Raw genomic sequence first — 21,166 nt, 5'->3', positions numbered from 1 at the left:
GCGGCTTGTCGGCCGTCGAGGTAAGGGCTAGTCTCTTGGCGATGTCAGGTGGACGCCAGGGCGTCAGTCGTGGGGAAACGGCTGGGCATGCGTCTAGCCTGCCTGGGGCTCGAACCGATGTGACTGGCGCGACGTTCGGCGCTGGGTTAGGGTAAGCGCATTTTTCCCGTCCACCATCGGCGGGAGTGGCACATACTGGCGTTCGCCAAGGAGCGCGGCGCCCTGACTACTGTGGAGTACTATGGGCAAGTCTCTGGTCATCGTCGAGTCGCCCGCCAAGGCGAAGACGATCAACAAGTACCTCGGCAACGAGTTCATCGTGAAGTCGAGCGTGGGTCACATCCGTGATCTTCCGACCAGCGGCTCTGGCAAGGCGGCTTCCGATCCCAAGGAGCGGGCTCGCCAGGCGGCCGCGACGCGCAAGATGTCGGCTGAGGAAAAGGCGGTCTACAAGCAGCAGAAGGCGCATAGCCAGCTGATACGACGCATGGGTATCGACCCTGACCATGGCTGGCAGGCCAACTACGAGATCCTGCCGGGCAAGGAAAAGGTCGTGGCCGAGCTCAAGAAGCTGGCGGAGAAAGCCGACACCGTCTATCTCGCGACCGATCTGGACCGCGAAGGGGAAGCCATCGCCTGGCACCTTCGCGAGACCATCGGTGGGGACGAGCAACGCTATCGCCGGGTGGTGTTCAACGAGATCACCAAGAATGCCATCCAGGAAGCCTTCACCGACCCCGGTCAGCTGAACATGCCCAGGGTCGAGGCCCAGCAGGCTCGCCGCTTCCTCGATCGTGTGGTGGGCTTCATGCTGTCGCCGCTGCTGTGGGCCAAGGTAGCCCGCGGGCTCTCGGCCGGTCGTGTCCAGTCGGTGGCCATGCGCCTGATCAGCGAGCGCGAAAGCGAGATTCGCGCCTTCGTGCCCGAGGAATTCTGGGACGTTCATGCCGACCTGGTGACGCCGGACGGCGAGGCCATCCGCTTCGAGCTGGTACGTCAGGATGGCAAGACGTTCAGGCCCACCAGCGAGAGCGAGACCCTCGAGCGCATCGCTGCGCTGCGCAAGGCCAGTCTTGCGATCACCTCGCGGGAAGACAAGCCGACCCGGTCCAAGCCCAACGCCCCCTTCATCACCTCGACGCTGCAGCAGGCCGCCAGTGGCCGGCTGGGGTTCTCGGTGAAGAAGACCATGACCCTGGCCCAGCGGCTCTACGAGGCGGGCTACATCACCTATATGCGTACCGACTCGACCAACCTGTCCCGCGAGGCAGTGGAGAGCGTGCGTGACTATATCGGTGAGGAGTTCGGCGATCGCTACCTGCCCGAAGCCCCTAACCGCTATTCCAGCAAGGAAGGCGCCCAGGAGGCTCACGAAGCCATCCGGCCGTCCGAGGTGTCCCGTCGCTCGACCGACCTGGCGGGCATGGAGCGGGATGCCGAGCGCTTGTACGAACTGATCTGGCGGCAGTTTGTCGCCTGCCAGATGACCCCGGCGGAATACCTGTCGTCGACCCTGAGCGTGGTGGTGGACGGCTACGAGCTCAAGGCCAAGGGCCGGGTGCTCAAGTTCGATGGCTACACCCGAGTGATGACCCCCATGGGGCGCAAGGAAGAGGATCAGGCGCTGCCGGATCTGGGCGAGGGCACCCCGATGCACCTCGACGCGCTGGACCCCAGGCAGCACTTCACCAAGCCGCCGGCCCGTTACACCGAAGCCAGCCTGGTCAAGGAGCTGGAGAAGCGCGGCATCGGTCGCCCCTCGACCTACGCCGCCATCATCTCCACCATCCAGGATCGTGGTTACGTCAAGCTCGAGAACCGACGGTTCTACGCCGAGAAGCTGGGCGACATCGTCACCGAGCGACTCAAGGAGTCGTTCCCCGACCTGATGGACTACTCCTTCACCGCGCGCATGGAGGATAGCCTCGACGAGATCGCCGAGGGCGAGCGTAGCTGGCGTGAGCTGCTCGACGCTTTCTATCAGGAGTTTCGCGGGGAGCTGGCCAAGGCCGAGAGCGACGAGGGGATGCGGCCAAATCAGCCGGTACCCACCGATATCGACTGCCCCACCTGCGGGCGCAAGATGCAGATTCGTACCGCCTCGACCGGTGTCTTCCTCGGCTGCAGCGGCTACAACCTGCCGCCCAAGGAGCGCTGCAAGACCACCATCGACCTGCTGCCGGGTGAAGAAGCTGTCGCCGCCGATGCCGGCGAAGAAGCCGAGACCGATGCCCTGCGTGCCAAGGAACGCTGTCCGGTGTGTTCCACCGCCATGGACAGCTACCTGATCGATGAAGGGCGCAAGCTGCATATCTGCGGTAACAGCCCCGACTGTGACGGCTACAAGATCGAACAGGGCAAGTTCCGCATCAAGGGCTACGACGGCCCGGTCATCGAGTGTGACAAGTGCGGCTCCGAGATGCAGCTCAAGTCCGGGCGCTTCGGCAAGTACTTCGGCTGCACCAGTGACAGCTGCAAGAATACCCGCAAGCTGTTGCGCAACGGTGAAGTAGCTCCGCCCAAGATGGATCCGATTCCGATGCCGGAACTGGCCTGCCAGAAGGTGGAAGACCACTACGTGCTGCGCGATGGCGCCAGCGGGCTGTTCCTGGCCGCCAGCAAGTTTCCCAAGAACCGGGAGACCCGTCCGCCTCTGGTCAAGGAACTGAAGCCCCACGCCGCCGAGCTGCCGGAGAAGTACCACCACCTGCTCGATGCGCCGGACCAGGACCCGGATGGGCGCCCGGCTCAAATTCGTTTCTCGCGCAAGCTCAAGGAGCAGTTCGTGATGACCGACGGCGACAATGGCAAGGCCAGTGGCTGGAAGGCGAGCTGGGACGGTAACAAGTGGGTGGTGGAGGACAAGCGCAAGTGACACCGCGGGCCCGCACCAATCAGTTGTTGTATCAGGCGCAGTTGCTGCTGGACGTGGCGCCGGGTGATGACGAGCACCAGGGCGCCAGAAAGAGGGCCAGCGAGGAGGGCGCCCTGGCGTTGTTCGAGCTGGCGATCGACGCCCTGCTGCGCGACGTCTGCGAGCACGCTCATCTGGCGGAACATGACTGGCGAAGCCTGTTGCTGGGTGATGACCCACCCGCCGTGGCCGAGGTTCATCGGCTACGTGAGCTGGCCCGCGACGGCAGCAGTTGGCTATACCGTGTCATCGGTCATCTCGAGGCGCTGCATGGCGATGAAGGTGCGAGTCGACCTCGCTCGCCGGCATTGTCCGGGGTAATTGCCGTGGACCGGCAGGCGGATCTGGGGCAGGAGTTGCAGCATTGCCTCGAGGCGGCCAAGGTCGAGATCGCCGCCTTACGCCAGACCAGTGAGGAATGGTAAAGGCAGAGTGTCGTCGGCCGGCGACGCTTCTGTGCGCCGTCGTTTGATAGCTGCGACAGAGCTCGTTTGCCTGCCGTGAAATCGGCCAGGTTCCGCGTGAAGTTCCGCAGAATCGGGATTACACTGCGTCACAGATGTTTTCGTTTATTCACAGTGAGTTTATCCATGTTCGCCCAGAGTCAACGTCGCCGTTTCATCCAAATGATACTTGGTGCCATGCTGCTACTCCCTCTGGGTGTCAGTGCCAGCATGGACATGGTAGAGGACCAGCTTCGCCGTGCCATTGTCCCGGACTCCTCCAGCGAGATCTGGGTCCTGATCGATAACCAGGACTCTCGCCTGACGGTGTATCGCGGGGGGGTGGAGCTGGCTCGATACTCACCGATTTCGGTCGGTAGAGGGGGCGCCAAGTCCCAGCGGGTCATGGGCGACAAGACCACGCCAAGAGGCGAGTTCCACGTCAATCGCTTCAACTTCGACAGCAAGTTCGACATCTTCATCGGCCTGGACTATCCGACGCCCACCCACGCCAGGATGGCGCTGGAGACGGGGCTGTACAGTCAGCAGGATTACGACGACTATTTCGACTACTATCGCCGGCATCGTAGCCCGCCCCAGCAGACGATCCTGGGCGGTTATATCGGCATACACGGAGTCGGCGATGGGGACATGGACATCCATCGCAACTTTGACTGGACCAACGGATGTGTCGCCGTGACCAATCATGAAATTCGGGAACTTTCCGGCTTGATTGATGTTGGCACTCGCGTCGTCATCCGCTAGTCTTTAGGGGCGCAAGGGACGTTCAAGACTATGGACAAGCGCCGTTGTGTATTATAAAACAGCGTTTGACTCCTGTGCTTAGCAGCACAAGTCGCTGCAAGAAAGGCCTGCCTTTGCAGGAAGCCTGATGGATACATACCCTGATCGGGTATGTTACTGTCACCAACGCAGTACCAAGGAAGACTCAAGGAGAACACCATGACTCTGAAGACTACCCTGAAGCTGACCGCCGCCGCCGCTTCTCTGGCCGTTCTGGCTGGCTGTGCTTCTTCCAGCGCTCTGGAAGAAGTCCGCATGACCGCTGAGTCCGCTCAGGCCGACGCTGCAGAAGCTCGCAGCATCGCCACTCAGGCTCAGAACACTGCCAACCAGGCACAGCGTGACGCTCAAGCGGCCCTGCAGCTGTCTCAGCAGAACCGCGAAGAGATGAACCGCATGTTCGAGCGCTCCATGCGCAAGTAATCGTTTCGCATCCCGTTCGCGGGATTGACCGACAGGACGTCAGGGTTTCATCGAAATCAGGTCGTCCAGGTCATGAAACGATAGGCTGAGGCCCCACCGAAAGGTGGGGCCTCAGTCGTTTGTGGCGTGTGATCATTGCATGACGATTGATGGTGGGCGGGAGCTGCCAGCCAATCGTCTGACCGCTGCCTGTTCCTTCATCTGACGGCTGCCTGTCTGGCTGCCTGTCCTGTCGCTTGTCTCCTGACGGCTGACTCTCCTCTGCCTGACGGCTGCCTGTCCTGTCGCTTGTCGCCTGACGGCTGCCTCTCCTCTGCCTGACGGCTGACTGCTGCGGATGCGTCGCTTGAGCTGGATCATGGTGTCGCCACCATGCCGGCGAGGCCCCCGCTGGAAATGTTGGCGCCAAAAAAAGGCGCCCCTGTCGGGGCGCCGTGCACGTCACGTGCTTGATGTGGTGCCTGTGGTCGCCGGTTCAGCCTTCGTGGCTGACCTGTCCCAGCAGGGCAGGCTCGTCGGCGATCAACTCGATATGGTCATAGAGGCTGCCAGGCAGCGGCTTGGGTTCTGCCGGGGTGGTGGTCTGCATGGCGACCGGAAGGCCGCTGGGCGTCTCCATGGCGCTACGCAGGCGCGCAAAGTCGACATCGTAGTCCTTGTCCTTGACGGCGGCCTCGACCTCCTCGATAGCGGCGGTCATGTCCTCGATCGGCGCGCCTTCTTCTTCGTCGAGGTAGGGGTAGGCCTGGACATAGAGGTGCTCGTCGGACCAGCCGAGCTTCAGCGGTTCGTTGACCAGTCGGACACGGGTGCCCACCGCGACTTGATCGAACAGATTCTCGACATCGTCGGGCAGCATGCGGATGCAGCCGTGAGTGACGCGCATGCCGACGCCCTCGGGCTTGTTGGTGCCGTGGATCAGGTAGCCGGGGATGCCCAGGCGCATCTTGCGCGTGCCCATGGGGTTGTCGGGTCCGGGCGGCACCACGCCGGGCAAGGGGTCGCCGGCCTCGGCGTGTTCGCGGCGAATGGAGGCAGGAGGATACCAGGACGGATTCTTGACCATCTGGGTGATGGTGGTGGAGCCCAGCGGCGTCTTCCAGTCCATGCGGCCCACGGCGATCGGGTAGGTCTGCACCGTACGCGGCTCGCCTTCCTTGGCCGGGGGGTAGTAGTAGAGGCGCATCTCGGCCACGTTGACCACGATACCGTTGCGCGGTGCATCGGGCAGGATGAACTGGGCCGGGATGGTCACTTCGGTACCCTCGCCGGGATACCAGATGCTGATGTCGGGGTTGGCGCGGGTGATGGCGTTGAAGCCGATGCCGTGCTCGTGTCCGATATCGATGAGGGTGTCTTCCTCGTCGGCTTCGACGGTGTAGACCTCACCGATCAGGTCGCCTTCTTCGGGCAGCAGGTAGTGGCCCCGGGGCAGGTCGTCGGCCGCCGCCAGAGGTGCCGCCAGCGCGCCCACAACGCCACACAGGGTGGCGAGGCGGACGAGTGGCCGGCGAAGTGAAGTCGAAGTCATTGCAGCAGTCTCGATAATGGGTGAAAGCCGGGGATTACCCGGCCGGAATTTGCGGTGTCCTATGTACATAGATTGCCCGCTAATGCGGCGTTGCGCCAGTCCCTTGCAAGGGATGGCTCAGGCCGCCTGAGTCTTTCGATTGAGTTGGTCCAGCAGCGCCTCGACGGCCTCGAAGCGGGTCTCCTCGACGGCCATATCGGCCTGGAAGCGCAGGGTGTCGGCGCCCTCCAGTCGATAGCGTTCCGGCGCCCCCTGGATCAGCCCCACCAGCGTCAGCGGATCCACCGCGGTCTGGCCGCCGAACAGCACGCGCCCGCGTTCGGCGCCTGCCTCCAGGCGCACGATACCGAGCCTTTCGGCGCGCTGCCTGAGGCGGGTCTGGCGCAGCAGCGTCTTGACCGGGGCGGGCAGCAGCCCGAAGCGATCGATCATCTCCACGCGCAGTTCCTTGAGCTCGGCCTCGTTGTCGGCGTTGGCGATGCGCTTGTACATCACCAGACGCTGCTGGACATCGGGGAGATAGTCGTCGGGAATCAGCGCCGGCAGATTTAGGCTGATCTCGACGCCTTCCTGCAGCGGTGCCTCGATATTCGGGGTGCGGCCCTCACGGATGGCTTTCACCGCCCGGTCGAGCATCTCCATATAGAGGCTGTAGCCCACTGCCTCCATCTGGCCGCTCTGTTCGTCGCCCAGCAGTTCGCCGGCGCCGCGGATTTCCATGTCGTGGCTGGCCAGGGTGAAGCCAGCGCCCAGGTCCTCGGCCTGGCCGATCGCCTCGAGGCGCTTGACCGCATCTCGGGTGATCGAGCGAGGCGGCGGCGCCAGCAGGTAGGCGTAGGCCTGGTGGTGGCTGCGGCCTACCCGGCCGCGCAGCTGGTGGAGCTGGGCCAGTCCGAACTTGTCGGCACGCTCGATGATGATGGTGTTGGCGCTGGGCACGTCGATGCCGGTCTCGATGATGGTCGAGCACACCAGCACGTTGAAGCGCTTGTGATAGAAGTCGGACATCACCCGCTCCAGCGAGCGCTCGGGCAGCTGCCCATGGGCCACCGCGACGCGGGCGTCGGGCACCAGTTCGCGGACCTTCTCGGCGGCTGTCTCGATGGTCTTGACCTCGTTGTGCAGGTAATAGACCTGGCCACCGCGCAGTATCTCGCGCAGGATCGCCTCCTTGATCACGGCTTCTTCCCGCTGCTGGACGAAGGTCTTCACCGACAGGCGTCTGGCCGGTGGGGTGGCGATGATCGACAGGTCGCGGATGCCGCTCATGGCCATGTTGAGGGTTCGCGGGATCGGCGTTGCGGTCATGGTCAGTACGTCGACCTCGGCACGCAGGGTCTTGAGCCTTTCCTTCTGGGACACGCCGAAGCGATGTTCTTCATCGATGATGACCAGCCCCAGCTCCGGGAAGTCGAGCTTCCGAGACAACAGCTTGTGGGTGCCGATGACGATATCGACCTTGCCTTCGCGAACGCGCTTGAGGGTGTCCGTCTGACTGCCGCTGCTGGTGAAGCGGGACAACAGCTCGATATCCACCGCGGTATCGGCGAAGCGGTCGCGGAAGTTCTCGAAATGCTGGCGGGCGAGCAGGGTGGTCGGCACCAGCACCACCACCTGGCGCCCGGACTGTACCGCAAGAAAGGCGGCACGCATGGCGACCTCGGTCTTGCCGAAGCCGACGTCGCCGCAGACGACACGGTCCATCGGGCGCGGTGCGGTCATGTCCTGGATCACCGCCTGGATGGTGACCCGCTGATCCGGCGTCTCCTCGAACGGGAAGTTGGCGACGAAGCGAGCGTACTCTTCATCCGGGGCGGCACAGGCGAAGCCTTCCCGGGCCTCGCGGCGGGCATAGATGTCGAGCAGCTCGGCGGCGGTATCGCGGATCTTCTCGGCGGCCTTGCGCTTGGCCTTTTCCCACTGTTCCGAGCCCAGTCGATGCAGCGGTGCCAGTTCATCGTCGGCACCGGCGTAGCGGGAAATAAGGTGCAGGCTGTCCACCGGCACGTAGAGCTTGGCGCCGTCGGCGTACTCGAGGCTGACGAATTCGGCCGCCTGGCCGCCGGCTTCCAGCGTTTCCAGCCCGCGGTAGCGGCCGACGCCATGGGACTGGTGGACCACCGGGGCGCCGACCTTGAGTTCGGAAAGATGGCGTACGGCGAGTTCGTTGTCGTCGGTGGCCTTGGCCTGGCGGCGGGTCTGGCGCACGATCTCGCCGAACAGTTCCGTCTCGGTGATCACACTGACCGCGGGGGAGCCGAGCGACAGGCCGCTGGAGAGCTGCCCCTCGGCGATGGCCAGGCGAGAGCTGCCGGCGAGGAAGTCGGAAAATCCGTCCGCGGCGTCCAGTGCACCGGTAGCGGGGGCCAGGGTCTCCTCCAGCGCTTCCCGACGCCCACGGGACTCGGCCACGAACAGCACCCGGCGCTCTGCGTGCTCGTTCAGAAAGCCTCTGAGCGCCGCCAGCGGATCCTTTGCCCTGGCATTGATCGCCACCTGGGGGGCGTCGCTGGCATCCGAGGGATGGGCGTGGGGATGCTCGCTGTCTGCCGTCAGCTCGACCCTGGGGTGGGTCTTGATCAGCCCGAACAGTTCCGCTTCCGGGATGAAGGCACGGTGGGGCGGCAGCAGGGGGCGGGTCGGATCGACGCCGAGATTTTCGTAGCGGCTGGTGATCGCCTGCCAGTGGTGCTCGGCGGCTTCGCGGCAGCCGGACATCAGGGCGACGCGGGTATCCGCGGGAAGATGGTCGAACAGTGAAGCGGTGGCCTCGAAGAACAACGGCAGATACTGCTCGAGTCCGGGTGAGGGGATGCCCTTCAGCGCATCGACATAAAGCGGGCACTGGCGTGGGTCGACGTCGAACAGGGTCTCGAAGCCTTCACGAAAGCAGGCGATGGCCGAGCGTGACAGCGAATACTCGTGCGCCGGCAGCAGGTCGATCCGCTCGACCTTGTCGAGGCTGCGCTGGGTGTCGGGGTCGAAGCTCCTGAGGGTGTCGATCTCGTCGTCGAACAGGTCGATGCGCAGCGGATGGTCGCTGCCCATGGGAAAGAGATCGATCAGGGCGCCACGCAGGGCGTATTCACCCGGCTCGAAGACGGTCTCCACCGCCCGGTAGCCCGCCCGTGACAGCTGTTCGCGGAAGGTCTCCCGTTGCAGGGTGGCGCCGACCTCCAGGGTCAGCACCCGTCCGGCGATATAGTCCACGGGCGGCAGACGCTGCATCAGGGTATTGATCGGTACCAGCACGATGCCGTGCACACCATCCTGCAGATGCCGGAGGGTGCGCAGCCGCGACGAGACGATGTCCTGATGGGGCGAAAAGCTGTCGTAGGGCAGCGTCTCCCAGTCGGGGAAGGGCAGTACCGGCACGTCGGCATAGAAGGCCAGTTCGTTCTCGAGCCTCAGTGCCTCGGCGGTATCCTGGGTAATCACCAGCAGTGGCGCGTCGGCAGCCAGGCGCGAAAGCGCCAGGGCGCTGGCGCTGCCGGCGGGCGTGGTGAGGTACAGGGTGTCACGGGCGCCCTGGGGATGCGGCGGATCGAGCGGCGAAAAGGTAGGCATAGAGGATGTCGTTTCGCTGGCGTTCAGAGGTCGAGCAGGCATCATACCAGCCCGATCTCGCTCATGTAGTCAAACCGCGATTTGTGTAACGGGCCTACAGGAGGTGCGACCATACAGTCATTGCCCCTTTCAAGGGGGGGGCTGATAATACGCTCGTTTCCCCATCAGACTTAGAGGTCTCTCGTGAGCCAGCAACCCGATATCGTCTTCCAGCAATGGCACGACAACCAGGCCGTGGCCGAGCAGATGATCCCGCTGATCGGCAGCCTGTATCGTCGCAATAACGTGGTCACCACCATGTTCGGACGTTCGCTGTTCAACCGCAGCGTCATCCGCATCCTCAAGGACCATCGTTTCGTCAGGAAGATCGAAGGTACCGAGTTGTCGGTGCAGGATACCTTCCCGCTGGTGCAGGCGATGACCCAGCTGAATCTGGGGCCGGCTCACGTCGATGTGGGCAAGCTGGGTGTGGCATTCAAGAAGCAGGGCGGTGGCGATGCGCTGGCGTTCATGCGCGAGCAGCTGGCCGAGATCGTCGACTGTCACGATCCTGACGCCGGCAATGGCGAGCCCAAGGACGTTGTGCTCTACGGCTTCGGCCGGATCGGCCGGATCCTGGCCCGCGTGCTGATCGAGAAGGCCGGTGGCGGCAACCTGCTGCGCCTCAAGGCCATCGTGGTGCGCGGTCGTGGCGATATCGCCAAGGATCTGGAAAAGCGCGCCAGCCTGCTGCGTCGTGACAGCGTTCACGGTCCCTTCGACGGCACCATCAGCGTGTGCCCGGAGACCCGCACCCTGACCGCCAACGGCAACGTGATCCAGGTCATCTACGCCGATTCGCCGAGCGATGTGGACTACACCGCCTACGGCATCAACAACGCCGTGGTGGTCGACAACACCGGTATCTGGCGCGACGAGGCTGGCCTCGGTCAGCACCTGGAGTGCAAGGGCGTGTCCAAGGCGCTGCTGACCGCTCCGGGTAAGGGCGACCTGAAAAACATCGTCTATGGCATCAATCATGGCGACATCACCCAGGATGATCGCATCATCTCTGCGGCGTCCTGCACCACCAACGCCATCGTGCCGGTATTGAAGGTGATGAACGACGAATACGGCATCGAGCATGGCCACGTCGAGACCGTTCACTCCTACACCAACGATCAGAACCTGATCGACAACTACCACAAGGGTGACCGTCGCGGACGCAGCGCACCGCTGAACATGGTGCTGACCGAGACCGGTGCTGCCAAGGCGGTTTCCAAGGCACTGCCGGAGCTGGGTGGCAAGCTGACCGGCAACGCCATCCGCGTGCCCACGCCCAATGTGTCGATGGCGATCCTCAACCTGTCGCTCGAGCGCGAGACCGACGCCGAGTCGCTCAACGACTACCTGCGCCGCATGTCCATCGACTCGGCCTTCCAGAAGCAGATCGACTTCGTCGACTCGCCGGAGGTGGTCTCCACCGACTTCGTCGGCAACCGTCACGCCGGCATCGTCGACGCCAAGGCGACCATCGCCCAGGGCCGCCACGCGGTGGTCTATGTGTGGTACGACAACGAGTTCGGCTACAGCTGCCAGGTGATTCGTATCCTGCAGCAGATCTCCAACGTGGCCTTCTGTAAGCTGCCGCGTCACGCCTAGTCCGTGCCGAGCGGGGCGAGAGTCTCGCGTTGAGGTAGCTCGAATACCCCTTGCCAACCTTGTTTGGCAAGGGGTTTTTCTGTTTGGGATGGAAGCGGTTTTGCAGAATCACGCAGTTCTGCGACGTTCGATCATGTGGTCAATCCACTGGCTTGTCTTTATAATGCTGGGGATTTTTCGGGGTGGTTCGATGTCGCCTCGGCGTGACTGGTGATGCGTGGCTTATAACAAGAATTCCTCTCATTTCCACCGAACCTCCGTCCATTATCTACGATCCATCAACTGGGCGAGTCTATGATCGAAGTCAAGAAAGGCCTGGATCTCCCCATCACGGGAGCGCCGGAGCAGCGTATCGAGGATGCGCGACCGGTGCGCCACGTGGCGCTCCTGGGGACCGACTATATCGGCATGAAGCCGACCATGGAGGTCAAGGAGGGGGACAAGGTCAAGCTGGGCCAATTACTGTTCACCGACAAGAAGATCGAGGGCGTGCGCTTTACCTCGCCGGCCTCGGGTGAAGTAGTGGCGATCAATCGCGGGGAAAAGCGCAGGCTTCTGTCGGTGGTGATCGAGGTCGACGACAGCGCCGAGGCCGAGTCCTTCACGGCCCATGGCCGCGATGCGCTCGAGTCCCTCGAGCGTCAGACCGTGGTCGACCAACTGGTGGAGTCCGGTCTGTGGACCGCGCTGCGCACTCGCCCGTTCTCGCGTACCCCGGCGCCCGACGCCGTACCCACCGACATCTTCGTCACCGCCATCGACACCCAGCCGCTGGCCGCCGATCCGTCGCTGGTCATCAACGAGCAGGCCGAGGCGTTCGAGGACGGCCTCAAGGTGCTGGGACGACTGACCGAGGGCAAGGTGTTCCTGTGCACCGCCACCGATGCCCAGATTCCGGGCACCAAGGTCAAGGGCGTCCACCACGAGAGCTTCGCCGGTCCCCATCCTGCGGGCCTGGTCGGTACCCACATTCACTTCCTTTCCCCGGTGTCGCTGCAGCGTCGCGTCTGGCACATCGGCTATCAGGACGTGATCGCCTTCGGCAAGCTGTTCAGTGAAGGCAAGCTGGATCTGAGCCGAGTGGTCGCCGTAGGCGGCCCGCGTGCCGAGCGTCCGCGTCTGGTGCGTACCCGTGTGGGTGCCAGCACTGACGAGCTGCTGGATCACGAGATCAAGTCCGCCGATGACACCCGCGTCATCAGCGGAGGCGTGTTCTCCGGCTTCACCGCCGAAGGCAGCCTGCGCTACCTGGGCCGCTTCCACAACCAGATCACCCTGCTGGAAGAGGGCAACAAGCGTGCCTTCATGGGCTGGTTGTCGCCGGGTGCCAATCGTCACTCGGTACTGGGTATCTACCTGTCGAGCCTGAAGGGCCTGCGCAACTATGCGCCGACCACCTCGACCAATGGCTCCGAGCGCGCCATGGTGCCGGTGGGTGCGTATGAAAAGGTGATGCCGCTGGACATCATGCCCACGCAGCTCTTGCGTTCGCTGATCGTCGGCGACATCGAGTCGGCGATGGAGCTCGGCTGCCTCGAGCTGGATGAAGAAGACCTGGCGCTGTGCACCTATGTGTGCCCGGGCAAGTATGAGTACGGTCCCATCCTGCGTGACAACCTCACCATGATCGAGAAAGAGGCCTGATGATGGGTATTCGACAGACACTCGACAATCTCGAGCCGCACTTTCACAAGGGTGGCAAGTACGAGAAGTTCTATCCGCTGTACGAGGCGGTGGACACTATCTTCTATGCGCCTCCCAGCGTGACCAAGACCACGGCTCACGTGCGTGACGGCATCGACCTCAAGCGCATGATGATCACGGTGTGGTTCTGCACCTTCCCGGCCATGTTCTTCGGCATGTGGAACGCTGGCTGGCAGGCCAACGAGGCCATTGCCGCGGGTTACGACTCCATGGGCGGCTGGCGCGAGATGATCCTGCTGACCTTCGCCGGTGGCCACGATGCCGGCAGCCTGTGGTCCAACTTCGTGCTGGGCGCTACCTACTTCCTCCCGATCTACCTGGTGACCTTCGTCATCGGTGGCTTCTGGGAAGTGCTGTTCGCGATCAAGCGCGGCCACGAGGTCAACGAAGGCTTCTTCGTCACCTCCGTGCTCTACGCCCTGATCCTGCCGGCTACCATCCCGCTGTGGCAGGTGGCGCTCGGCATCACCTTCGGTGTGGTGATCGGCAAGGAAATCTTCGGTGGTACCGGCAAGAACTTCCTCAACCCGGCGCTGACCGGTCGTGCCTTCCTGTACTTCGCCTATCCGGCGCAGATCTCCGGTGATGCCGTGTGGGTCGCCGCTGACGGCTTCACCGGTGCTACGCCGCTGTCTACCGCCTATCAGAGCGGTATGGCCGCACTGCAGGACCAGTACAGCTGGTGGGACGCCTTCCTTGGCTTCATTCCCGGCTCCGTGGGTGAGACCTCGACGCTTGCCATCCTGATCGGGGCGGTGGTGCTGATCGGCATGAAGATCGCCTCGTGGCGGATCGTTGCCGGCGTGTTCCTCGGCATGGTAGCGATGAGCTCCATTCTCAACCTGATCGGTTCCGACACCAACGCCATGTTCGCCATGCCCTGGTACTGGCATCTGGTGGTGGGTGGCTTCGCCTTCGGCATGGTGTTCATGGCCACCGATCCCGTGTCGGCGTCCATGACCAACCCGGGTCGCTTCATCTTCGGCGCCCTGATCGGTGTGATGACGGTACTGATCCGTGTGGTCAACCCGGCCTTCCCCGAGGGCATCATGCTGGCGATCCTGTTCGCCAACCTGTTCGCGCCGCTCATCGATCACTTCTTTGTTCAGGCCAACATCAAGCGTCGCGCCAAGCGCACCGCTGTCGTGGCCGAGGAGACCGCCTGATGGCACAAGGTAACAACTCCATCAAGAAGATCCTGACGGTCGCCTTCTCCCTGTGTATCGTCTGCTCGATCATCGTGTCGACGGCGGCGGTGGGACTCAAGGCGCGCCAGGAGCGCAACCAGGAGCTGGATCGCAAGTCCAACATCCTGGCCGTGGCCGACCTGTACGAACCGGGCATGGACGTCGGCAAGGAGTTCTCCCAGGCGGTGACCGCCAAGGTCGTCGATCTCGACACCGGGGAGTACACCGATGAGGTCGATCCCGAGACCTATGACGGCTTCCAGGCCGCCAAGGATCCGGCCCAGTCGCGCACCCTGTCCGGGGAGAAGGACATCGCCGGTCTCGGCCGTCAGGAGCAGTACTCCACCATCTATCTGGTCGGTGACGAGAACAACCCCGAGCAGATCGTGCTGCCGATTCGTGGCCAGGGCCTGTGGGGCCTGATGCGCGGCTACCTGTCTGTACAGGGTGACGGCAACACCATCGGCGGGATCACCTTCTATTCCCACGCCGAGACACCTGGCCTGGGTGGCGAGGTCGACAACCCGCGCTGGAAGGCGCAGTGGGAAGGCAAGGAAATCTACGCCTCGAGCGACACCATGGAGCCGGCCATCCAGCTGGTGAAGGGTGGTGCCAGCGAGTCCACCGAGGTCGACGCCCTGTCCGGCGCGTCTCTGACCAGCCGCGGCGTGACCAAGCTGGTGCAATTCTGGCTGAGCGAGGAAGGCTTCGGTCACTACCTGGCGCGCTTCCGCGATGGCGTGGACAGCCAGGCCAGCGCCGACGCCAGCCCCTCTGACGACAGCGAAGGAGCCTGACGATGTCTGCACCGACTCCCAAGGGCGTCATCCTGACGCCGATCTTCAAGAACAACCCCATCGCCCTGCAGATCCTCGGTATCTGTTCGGCGCTGGCGGTGACCTCGAGCCTCAGCGTCTCGCTGGTCATGAGTCTGGCCGTGATCTTCGTGACGGCGTTCTCGAGCATGTTCGTCTCGCTGATCCGCAATCACATTCCGTCCTCCATCCGTATCATCGTGCAGATGACCATCATCGCCTCGTTGGTGATCGTGGTGGACCAGATCCTCAAGGCCTTTGCCTATGAGATGTCCAAGCAGCTGTCGGTATTCGTCGGTCTGATCATCACCAACTGCATCGTGATGGGCCGCGCCGAAGGCTTTGCCATGACCAACACCCCGACGCTGTCGTTCCTCGACGGTGTCGGCAACGGTCTGGGCTACGGCTTCATCCTGATGACCGTCGGCTTCTTCCGCGAGCTGTTCGGCTCCGGCAGCCTGTTCGGCGTGACCATCCTGGAAACCGTGCAGAACGGTGGCTGGTACGTGCCCAACGGCCTGCTGCTGCTGCCGCCGTCCGCCTTCTTCATCATCGGTCTGATCATCTGGGTGCTGCGCAGCCTCAACCCGGAGCAGGTCGAGGACAACGAGTTCGTGATGAAGGAAAACACCCAGCCGAAGGAGGCCGTGTAACATGGAACACTATCTGAGCCTTTTCGTTGCCTCGGTGTTCGTGGAGAACATGGCACTGGCGTTCTTCCTGGGCATGTGTACCTTCATGGCCGTGTCCAAGAAGGTATCCTCGGCCATCGGTCTGGGCATCGCCGTGGTAGCGGTACTGACCATCACCGTGCCGGTGAACAACCTGATCCTCGAGTATCTGCTGGCGGAAGGCGCGCTGTCCTGGACCGGCATCGCCGGCGCCGAGAACATCGACCTGTCGTTCCTGGGTCTGCTGTCCTACATCGGCGTCATCGCCGCACTGGTGCAGATCCTCGAGATGTTCCTCGACAAGTTCGTGCCGGCGCTCTACAACGCCCTCGGCGTGTTCCTGCCGCTGATCACCGTGAACTGCGCCATCCTCGGTGGCACCCTGTTCATGGTCGAGCGCAGCTACAACTTCGGTGAGTCCGTGGTCTATGGCCTGGGCGCCGGTGTCGGCTGGGCGCTGGCGATCACCGCCCTGGCCGGTATCCGCGAGAAACTGAAGTACAGCGATGTGCCCGCTTCCCTGCAGGGACTGGGCATCACCTTCATCACCGTGGGTCTGATGTCCCTGGGCTTCATGTCCTTCTCCGGCATCCAGCTCTGAGTGCCCTGCACCGGGGGCTCTGGCCCTCGGTGCAGGCCCTAACCCTAGCAATAGGAAACCGACATGGTTGATACAACAGTCATCGTGCTCGGCGTCGTCATGTTCACCATCATCGTCATCAGTCTGACGGCGGTGATCCTGGCGGCCCGCTCCAAGCTCGTGAGCTCGGGCGATGTGACCATCGAGATCAATGACGATCCCGAGAACACCCTGACCACCCAGGCCGGCGGCAAGCTGCTCAACACCCTGGCGGCCAATGGCATCTTCCTGTCCTCCGCCTGTGGCGGCGGCGGCTCCTGCGCCCAGTGCAAGTGCCGGGTCGAGGAGGGCGGCGGCTCGATCCTGCCCACCGAGGAAAGCCACTTCACCCTGCGCGAGAAGAAGGTCGGCTGGCGTCTGTCCTGTCAGGTACCGGTCAAGCAGGACATGAAGATCCAGGTCCCCGAGGAAGTGTTCGGCGTCAAGAAGTGGGAATGCGAGGTCATCGAGAACCCCAACGTCGCCACCTTCATCAAGGAGCTGAACCTGAAGCTGCCGGAAGGCGAGGAAGTGGCCTTCCGTGCCGGCGGCTATGTGCAGCTGGTGGCACCGGCCTACGACATCAAGTTCTCCGACTTCGATATCGAGGAAGAGTACCGCGGCGACTGGGAGAAATTCGGTCTGTTCGACGTCTCGCACAAGAACACCGAAGAGGTCATTCGTGCCTACTCCATGGCCAACTATCCGGAAGAGAAGGGTATTCTCAAGTTCAACATCCGGATCGCGACGCCTCCGCCCAACTCCAGCCACCCGCCTGGCCTGATGTCCACCTACGTCTTCAGCCTGAAGCCGGGTGACAAGGTCACGGTGATGGGGCCCTTCGGTGAGTTCTTCGCCAAGGACACCGACGCCGAGATGGTCTTCATCGGTGGTGGTGCCGGCATGGCGCCGATGCGCAGCCACATCTTCGACCAGCTGAAGCGTCTGAACAGCGAGCGCAAGATGACCTTCTGGTACGGCGCACGCTCCTGGCGCGAGACCTTCTACAACGAAGAGTACGACAAGCTGGCCGAAGAGCATGAGAACTTCGACTGGCACCTGGCACTGTCCGACCCCCAGCCGGAAGACAACTGGGAAGGGCCGACCGGGTTCATCCACAACGTGCTCTACGACATGTACCTCAAAGACCATCCGGCTCCCGAGGACTGCGAGTACTACATGTGCGGGCCGCCCATGATGAACGCCTCCGTCATCAAGATGCTGCTGGATCTCGGCGTCGAGCCCGAGAACATCATGCTGGATGACTTCGGCGGCTGATCACGCGCCTGTCCGTGTGCCCAAGGGCACCTTGCGAGCCCCGCCCCGTGCGGGGCTCGTTGGTTTGTGCGCCTTGTGATTTTGCCGCGAGAGGAGTTCTGGCATAATTGTCGCGCCGACTCGAGAATGCCCCGCGGACTCTCCTGGGAGGACACGGGACCTTGTCGAGTCGGTACCTTCAACGCCTCGGGCGTATGGCGACGGCCATTCGTTGTTCCGCCCAGGGATATCTCTTGTCCAACCGCTGTCCAATGGGAGAAAGGCAGGCGATGGTGTTCGCGACAAAGTGTTCGCGAGAAAGTGACCAGAGCTATCCTGCCCCATCCAGCGAGGAGTCCATCATGACCATCTACCTTATCGTTTTCGGTGCCATGCTGCTGATCATCGGCGCCATGGCGATCGGTGTCATTCTTGGCCGCAAGCCCATCGCCGGCTCCTGCGGCGGGCTCAACCAGCTTGGCCTGAAGGACGGCTGCGAGATCTGCGGCGGCAAGGATGAGGTGTGCGAGGAAGAATCGAAGAAGCGCGCCACCAGTCAGCGTCGCCAATCCGACGAGAATCGCGGACTGGACCTGGGCTACGACGCGACTCGTCGCTGAGCGGCAGCATCGACGCCCCCTGACCATGACGGCGCCTCTCGAGGCGCCGTCCTCATGATAAGCAGTGCCCGGCATCTCACATCCGGGTCGGTTTCCAGGAGAAGGAAGACACGATGGCAGTCCACAACTATGACGTGGTGGTGATCGGCACCGGGCCCGCCGGCGAGAGCGCAGCGATCAATGCGGCCAAGCATGGCAAGCGGGTCGCGGTGGTCGAAAAGCAGGCGCGGGTCGGCGGCAATTGCACCCACTGGGGCACCATCCCTTCCAAGGCGCTGCGTCATCAGGTCCGCCAGATCATGTCGTTCAACACCAACAGCATGTTCCGGGATATCGGCGAGCCGCGCTGGTTCTCGTTCCCCAAGGTGCGTGAACGCTCCCGGGTGACCATCGATCAGCAGGTGTCCATGCGCACCAACTTCTACGCGCGCAATCGCATCGACCTGTATCACGGGATCGCACGCTTCAAGGACGAACACACCCTGATGGTAAGGGGCAGTGGTGAAAACCAGGAAGAGCTGGTAGCGGACAAGGTGATCATCGCCACCGGGTCACGGCCCTATCGTCCGGCGGACATCGATTTTCGCCACCCTCGTATCTACTGCTCCGATACCATTCTTGGTCTGCAGCACACCCCGCGTACCCTGATCATCTTCGGCGCCGGCGTCATCGGCTGTGAGTACGCCTCGATCTTCTCCGGGCTCGGACTCAAGGTGGATCTGATCAACAACCGCGGCAGCCTCTTGTCCTTCCTCGATGACGAGATCAGCGATGCGCTGTCCTACCATCTGCGCAAGCATGGTGTATTGATCCGCCACAACGAGGAGTACGAGCGCGTCGAGGGTGACGAAAACGGCGTCACGGTGCATCTGAAGTCGGGCAAGCGGCTGCGCGCCGACGCCTTCCTGTGGGCCAACGGCCGCACCGGCAATACCGACCAGCTGGGCCTCGAGAATATCGGTCTCACCGCCAACGGCCGCGGTCAGCTGCAGGTCGACGAGCACTATCGTACGGCGCTGCCCCACATTTACGCCGCCGGAGACGTGGTCGGCTGGCCGAGTCTCGCCAGCGCCGCCTACGATCAGGGGCTGAACGCCTGCGACGAGCTGCTGGACCGGGAGTTCCGCTACGTCACCGAGGTGCCCACCGGGATCTACACCATTCCCGAGATCAGCTCCTTCGGTCGCACCGAGCGCGAGTTGACCGAGGCCAAGGTGCCTTACGAGGTCGGCCATGCCTTCTTCAAGGACACCGCCCGCGCCCAGATCACCGGCGATACCGTCGGTATGCTCAAGATCCTGTTCGATCAGGATACCCTGGAGATCTACGGCATCCACTGCTTCGGCGACCAGGCCTCGGAGATCGTCCATATCGGCCAGGCGATCATGCAGCAGGAAGGGGAGGCGAATACGCTGAAGTACTTCGTCAACACCACCTTCAACTATCCGACCATGGCCGAGGCCTACCGGGTGGCCGCCCAGAATGGTCTCAACCGGGTGTTCTGAGCCGGCCAGCACGACCGACAAGAAAGGTGCCCTTGGGCACCTTTCTTGTCTGGGGTCGGACTATTGGCGCCTGCTGGATCCGGTGCCTGAGCTCTAGTGGCCGCTCTCGTGGGCAAAGCAAGGCGGCGAGGATGGCAGGGCGTCTTCCTGATCTTCCTGGTACAGTGCCTCGAGCAGGCGCTGGCGCAGCTCGGGCAGATGGGTGCTGTCGACATCGCGCGCCGCGGTCACCAGCGTCAAGCGGCCACGCCGGGCCAGGCGCATCAGCGGATACAGCCGGTCGGGGTGGTCGCGTAGCTCGCCGCGATAGCGAATCTCGAAGACCCTGGAACTGATCTCCTCGAGCTGATACTGGCGTCGCAGGGCATTGCTGGGTGAGGCCTCCCGGTACCACTCGGTAAGCGCCAGGGACTCGCGGCTGCGTCCCCTGGGCCACAGGCGGTCGACCAGTACTCGGGCGCCGTCGTCGGGCTCGGGCGCCTGGTAGACGCCCTTGAACACGATGTCGTAGCTCATCGAGCTCCTCCTTGCTGTTCGTTCAGCGCCTCCCTGGCGCCTTGCTGCCAGGGCCCGTCAAGCGAAGCCGCACGCCTGAGCGCTTCTCGAGCCCCTTCGTCATCGCCTTGGGACGCCAGGGTGAGCCCCAGGTTCAACCAGGCCGGCGCCAGCGACGGATCGTTTGCGACAGCGCTGCGCCAGGCGTCGATGGCCGCGTCAGGCTGGCCCGCCGCATGGTAGGCGTTGGCCAGCGCGAAGTGCCCCATGGCCTCCTCGGGAAAGCGATCGACCAGGGCTTGCCAGGCCGGCAGGCTTTGCTCTGGTCCCTGGACCCGTTCGAAGTCCGAGGTGGCCTGGATGGCCGCCTCAGGTGCAATCGTCACCGGCAGCTCTCCTGGCGTCAGTGCCACGAAGGCCCAGCGCTCGGAACGTTGCCAGGTGGCGTCGAAACGCCCGAAATCGGTGGCATCCTGACGGGTAACGCCGGTGCGCAGCAATACCTCTTCGCTCTCGAGATCGTACCCGTTGACCACTGCGAAGTGCCACAGCGGGAAGGCCGGCAGCGACAGGTTCTGCAGTACCACCACCGCGCGGCCGGCATCGACCTCTTCGAGCAGCGAGGCGAAGCGTGGCGCCAGAGTGAACGGGATTCGCCCGTGCCGGCGACTGGCGGCCAGCATCTCGGGCTGGAAGCTGCCCTTGCGACTGGGCACGTAGATTTCGGGGATCAGTTGATCGACGCCGACGTCGACCCCTGCATGGTTGAGCACCATGGCCAGTGTGGCCGGGCCGCACTGGTAGTCACGCTGGGGGTGAAAGGGGACGTCTTCGAGGAGCTGGCGTTGGGGCAGCGTAGCGGTGACGCTGTGGTCCAGTTCGGGGGCGCTGGCACAGGCCGTGAGCCACATCACCAACGAAAGAGCGCCCGCCAGGCGGGCGCTCGAGACGAATGAGCGCATCACGCGCA

Annotated in this window: 17 protein-coding genes; 13 read left to right on the top strand and 4 right to left on the bottom strand. The window is 63.2% G+C overall.

Annotated features, from left to right (window positions below; translation table 11 throughout):
* The first annotated feature begins 241 nt into the window (after positions 1-241).
* The 4 genes from topA (at position 242) to RBB39_RS09970 (ending at position 4,584) form a co-directional block, all read left to right on the top strand.
* On the top strand, positions 242-2,875 hold the full coding sequence (topA, locus tag RBB39_RS09985; RefSeq protein WP_253028626.1) for a type I DNA topoisomerase: 2,634 nt from the start codon (positions 242-244) through the stop codon (positions 2,873-2,875).
* Positions 2,872-3,339 (top strand): DUF6586 family protein, encoded by a 468-nt coding sequence (locus RBB39_RS09980; protein WP_045992672.1) that lies wholly within the window; start codon positions 2,872-2,874, stop codon positions 3,337-3,339. Before topA ends, RBB39_RS09980 begins: the two co-directional genes overlap by 4 nt.
* 216 nt (positions 3,340-3,555) lie before the next feature.
* A complete protein-coding gene (locus tag RBB39_RS09975) occupies positions 3,556-4,122 on the top strand; it encodes a murein L,D-transpeptidase family protein (protein WP_253028625.1) in 567 nt (188 codons plus the stop codon).
* Between the two features lie 198 nt (positions 4,123-4,320).
* A complete protein-coding gene (locus RBB39_RS09970; protein WP_045992670.1) occupies positions 4,321-4,584 on the top strand; it encodes an Lpp/OprI family alanine-zipper lipoprotein in 264 nt (87 codons plus the stop codon).
* A 475-nt stretch (positions 4,585-5,059) separates the two neighbouring features.
* On the opposite strand, the gene RBB39_RS09965 is transcribed toward RBB39_RS09970, so the two are convergent.
* Positions 5,060-6,115 carry a L,D-transpeptidase family protein gene (locus tag RBB39_RS09965; protein WP_108132833.1) on the bottom strand — a complete coding sequence of 352 codons (1,056 nt, stop codon included), beginning with the start codon at positions 6,113-6,115 and terminating at the stop codon, positions 5,060-5,062.
* Positions 6,116-6,232: 117 nt separating this feature from the next.
* A complete protein-coding gene (mfd, locus tag RBB39_RS09960; protein ID WP_253028624.1) occupies positions 6,233-9,682 on the bottom strand; it encodes a transcription-repair coupling factor in 3,450 nt (1,149 codons plus the stop codon).
* A gap of 183 nt (positions 9,683-9,865) precedes the next feature.
* Between mfd and RBB39_RS09955 the strand changes: the two genes are divergently transcribed.
* From RBB39_RS09955 to sthA, 9 genes are all read left to right on the top strand, one after another.
* Positions 9,866-11,323: a glyceraldehyde-3-phosphate dehydrogenase gene (locus RBB39_RS09955; protein ID WP_045992667.1), complete on the top strand. Its 1,458-nt coding sequence runs from the start codon at positions 9,866-9,868 to the stop codon at positions 11,321-11,323.
* 294 nt (positions 11,324-11,617) lie between these two features.
* A complete protein-coding gene (locus RBB39_RS09950; RefSeq protein WP_108132831.1) occupies positions 11,618-12,967 on the top strand; it encodes a Na(+)-translocating NADH-quinone reductase subunit A in 1,350 nt (449 codons plus the stop codon).
* Positions 12,967-14,193 carry an NADH:ubiquinone reductase (Na(+)-transporting) subunit B gene (locus tag RBB39_RS09945; RefSeq protein WP_045992665.1) on the top strand — a complete coding sequence of 409 codons (1,227 nt, stop codon included), beginning with the start codon at positions 12,967-12,969 and terminating at the stop codon, positions 14,191-14,193. The genes RBB39_RS09950 and RBB39_RS09945 overlap by 1 nt, the downstream gene beginning before the upstream one ends.
* Entirely contained in the window at positions 14,193-15,011 is an 819-nt protein-coding gene (locus tag RBB39_RS09940) for a Na(+)-translocating NADH-quinone reductase subunit C (RefSeq protein ID WP_045992664.1), read from the top strand. The genes RBB39_RS09945 and RBB39_RS09940 overlap by 1 nt, the downstream gene beginning before the upstream one ends.
* Positions 15,012-15,013: 2 nt before the next feature.
* Complete coding sequence (locus tag RBB39_RS09935; RefSeq protein ID WP_045992663.1) at positions 15,014-15,682, top strand: NADH:ubiquinone reductase (Na(+)-transporting) subunit D; 669 nt, start codon at positions 15,014-15,016, stop codon at positions 15,680-15,682.
* A 1-nt stretch (position 15,683) separates the two neighbouring features.
* Positions 15,684-16,301 (top strand): NADH:ubiquinone reductase (Na(+)-transporting) subunit E, encoded by a 618-nt coding sequence (gene nqrE / locus RBB39_RS09930; RefSeq protein WP_045992662.1) that lies wholly within the window; start codon positions 15,684-15,686, stop codon positions 16,299-16,301.
* Positions 16,302-16,364: 63 nt separating this feature from the next.
* Positions 16,365-17,597, top strand: a complete 1,233-nt coding sequence (gene nqrF / locus RBB39_RS09925; protein ID WP_045992661.1) for an NADH:ubiquinone reductase (Na(+)-transporting) subunit F — start codon at positions 16,365-16,367, stop codon at positions 17,595-17,597.
* Between the two features lie 341 nt (positions 17,598-17,938).
* The gene (gene nqrM / locus RBB39_RS09920) at positions 17,939-18,196 is read left to right on the top strand and encodes a (Na+)-NQR maturation NqrM (protein ID WP_045992660.1); all 258 of its coding nucleotides are present in this window, start codon (positions 17,939-17,941) and stop codon (positions 18,194-18,196) included.
* A gap of 113 nt (positions 18,197-18,309) precedes the next feature.
* The gene (gene sthA / locus RBB39_RS09915) at positions 18,310-19,701 is read left to right on the top strand and encodes a Si-specific NAD(P)(+) transhydrogenase (protein WP_253028623.1); all 1,392 of its coding nucleotides are present in this window, start codon (positions 18,310-18,312) and stop codon (positions 19,699-19,701) included.
* Between the two features lie 93 nt (positions 19,702-19,794).
* Here sthA and RBB39_RS09910 read toward each other — a convergent pair whose 3' ends face one another.
* Both RBB39_RS09910 and RBB39_RS09905 read right to left on the bottom strand, forming a co-directional pair.
* Complete coding sequence (locus RBB39_RS09910; RefSeq protein ID WP_045992658.1) at positions 19,795-20,217, bottom strand: DUF488 domain-containing protein; 423 nt, start codon at positions 20,215-20,217, stop codon at positions 19,795-19,797.
* Complete coding sequence (locus RBB39_RS09905; protein WP_045992657.1) at positions 20,214-21,158, bottom strand: PA2778 family cysteine peptidase; 945 nt, start codon at positions 21,156-21,158, stop codon at positions 20,214-20,216. Before RBB39_RS09905 ends, RBB39_RS09910 begins: the two co-directional genes overlap by 4 nt.
* Between the last annotated feature and the right edge of the window lie 8 nt (positions 21,159-21,166).

Origin of the sequence: Halomonas sp. MMSF_3323 (genome assembly GCF_030733595.1) — a bacterium.
In the GTDB taxonomy this organism is placed as follows: Bacteria; Pseudomonadota; Gammaproteobacteria; order Pseudomonadales; family Halomonadaceae; genus Halomonas; species Halomonas litopenaei.
The sequence above is the reverse complement of the archived record's forward strand: the minus strand, read 5'-3'. Positions and strand labels throughout refer to the sequence as shown.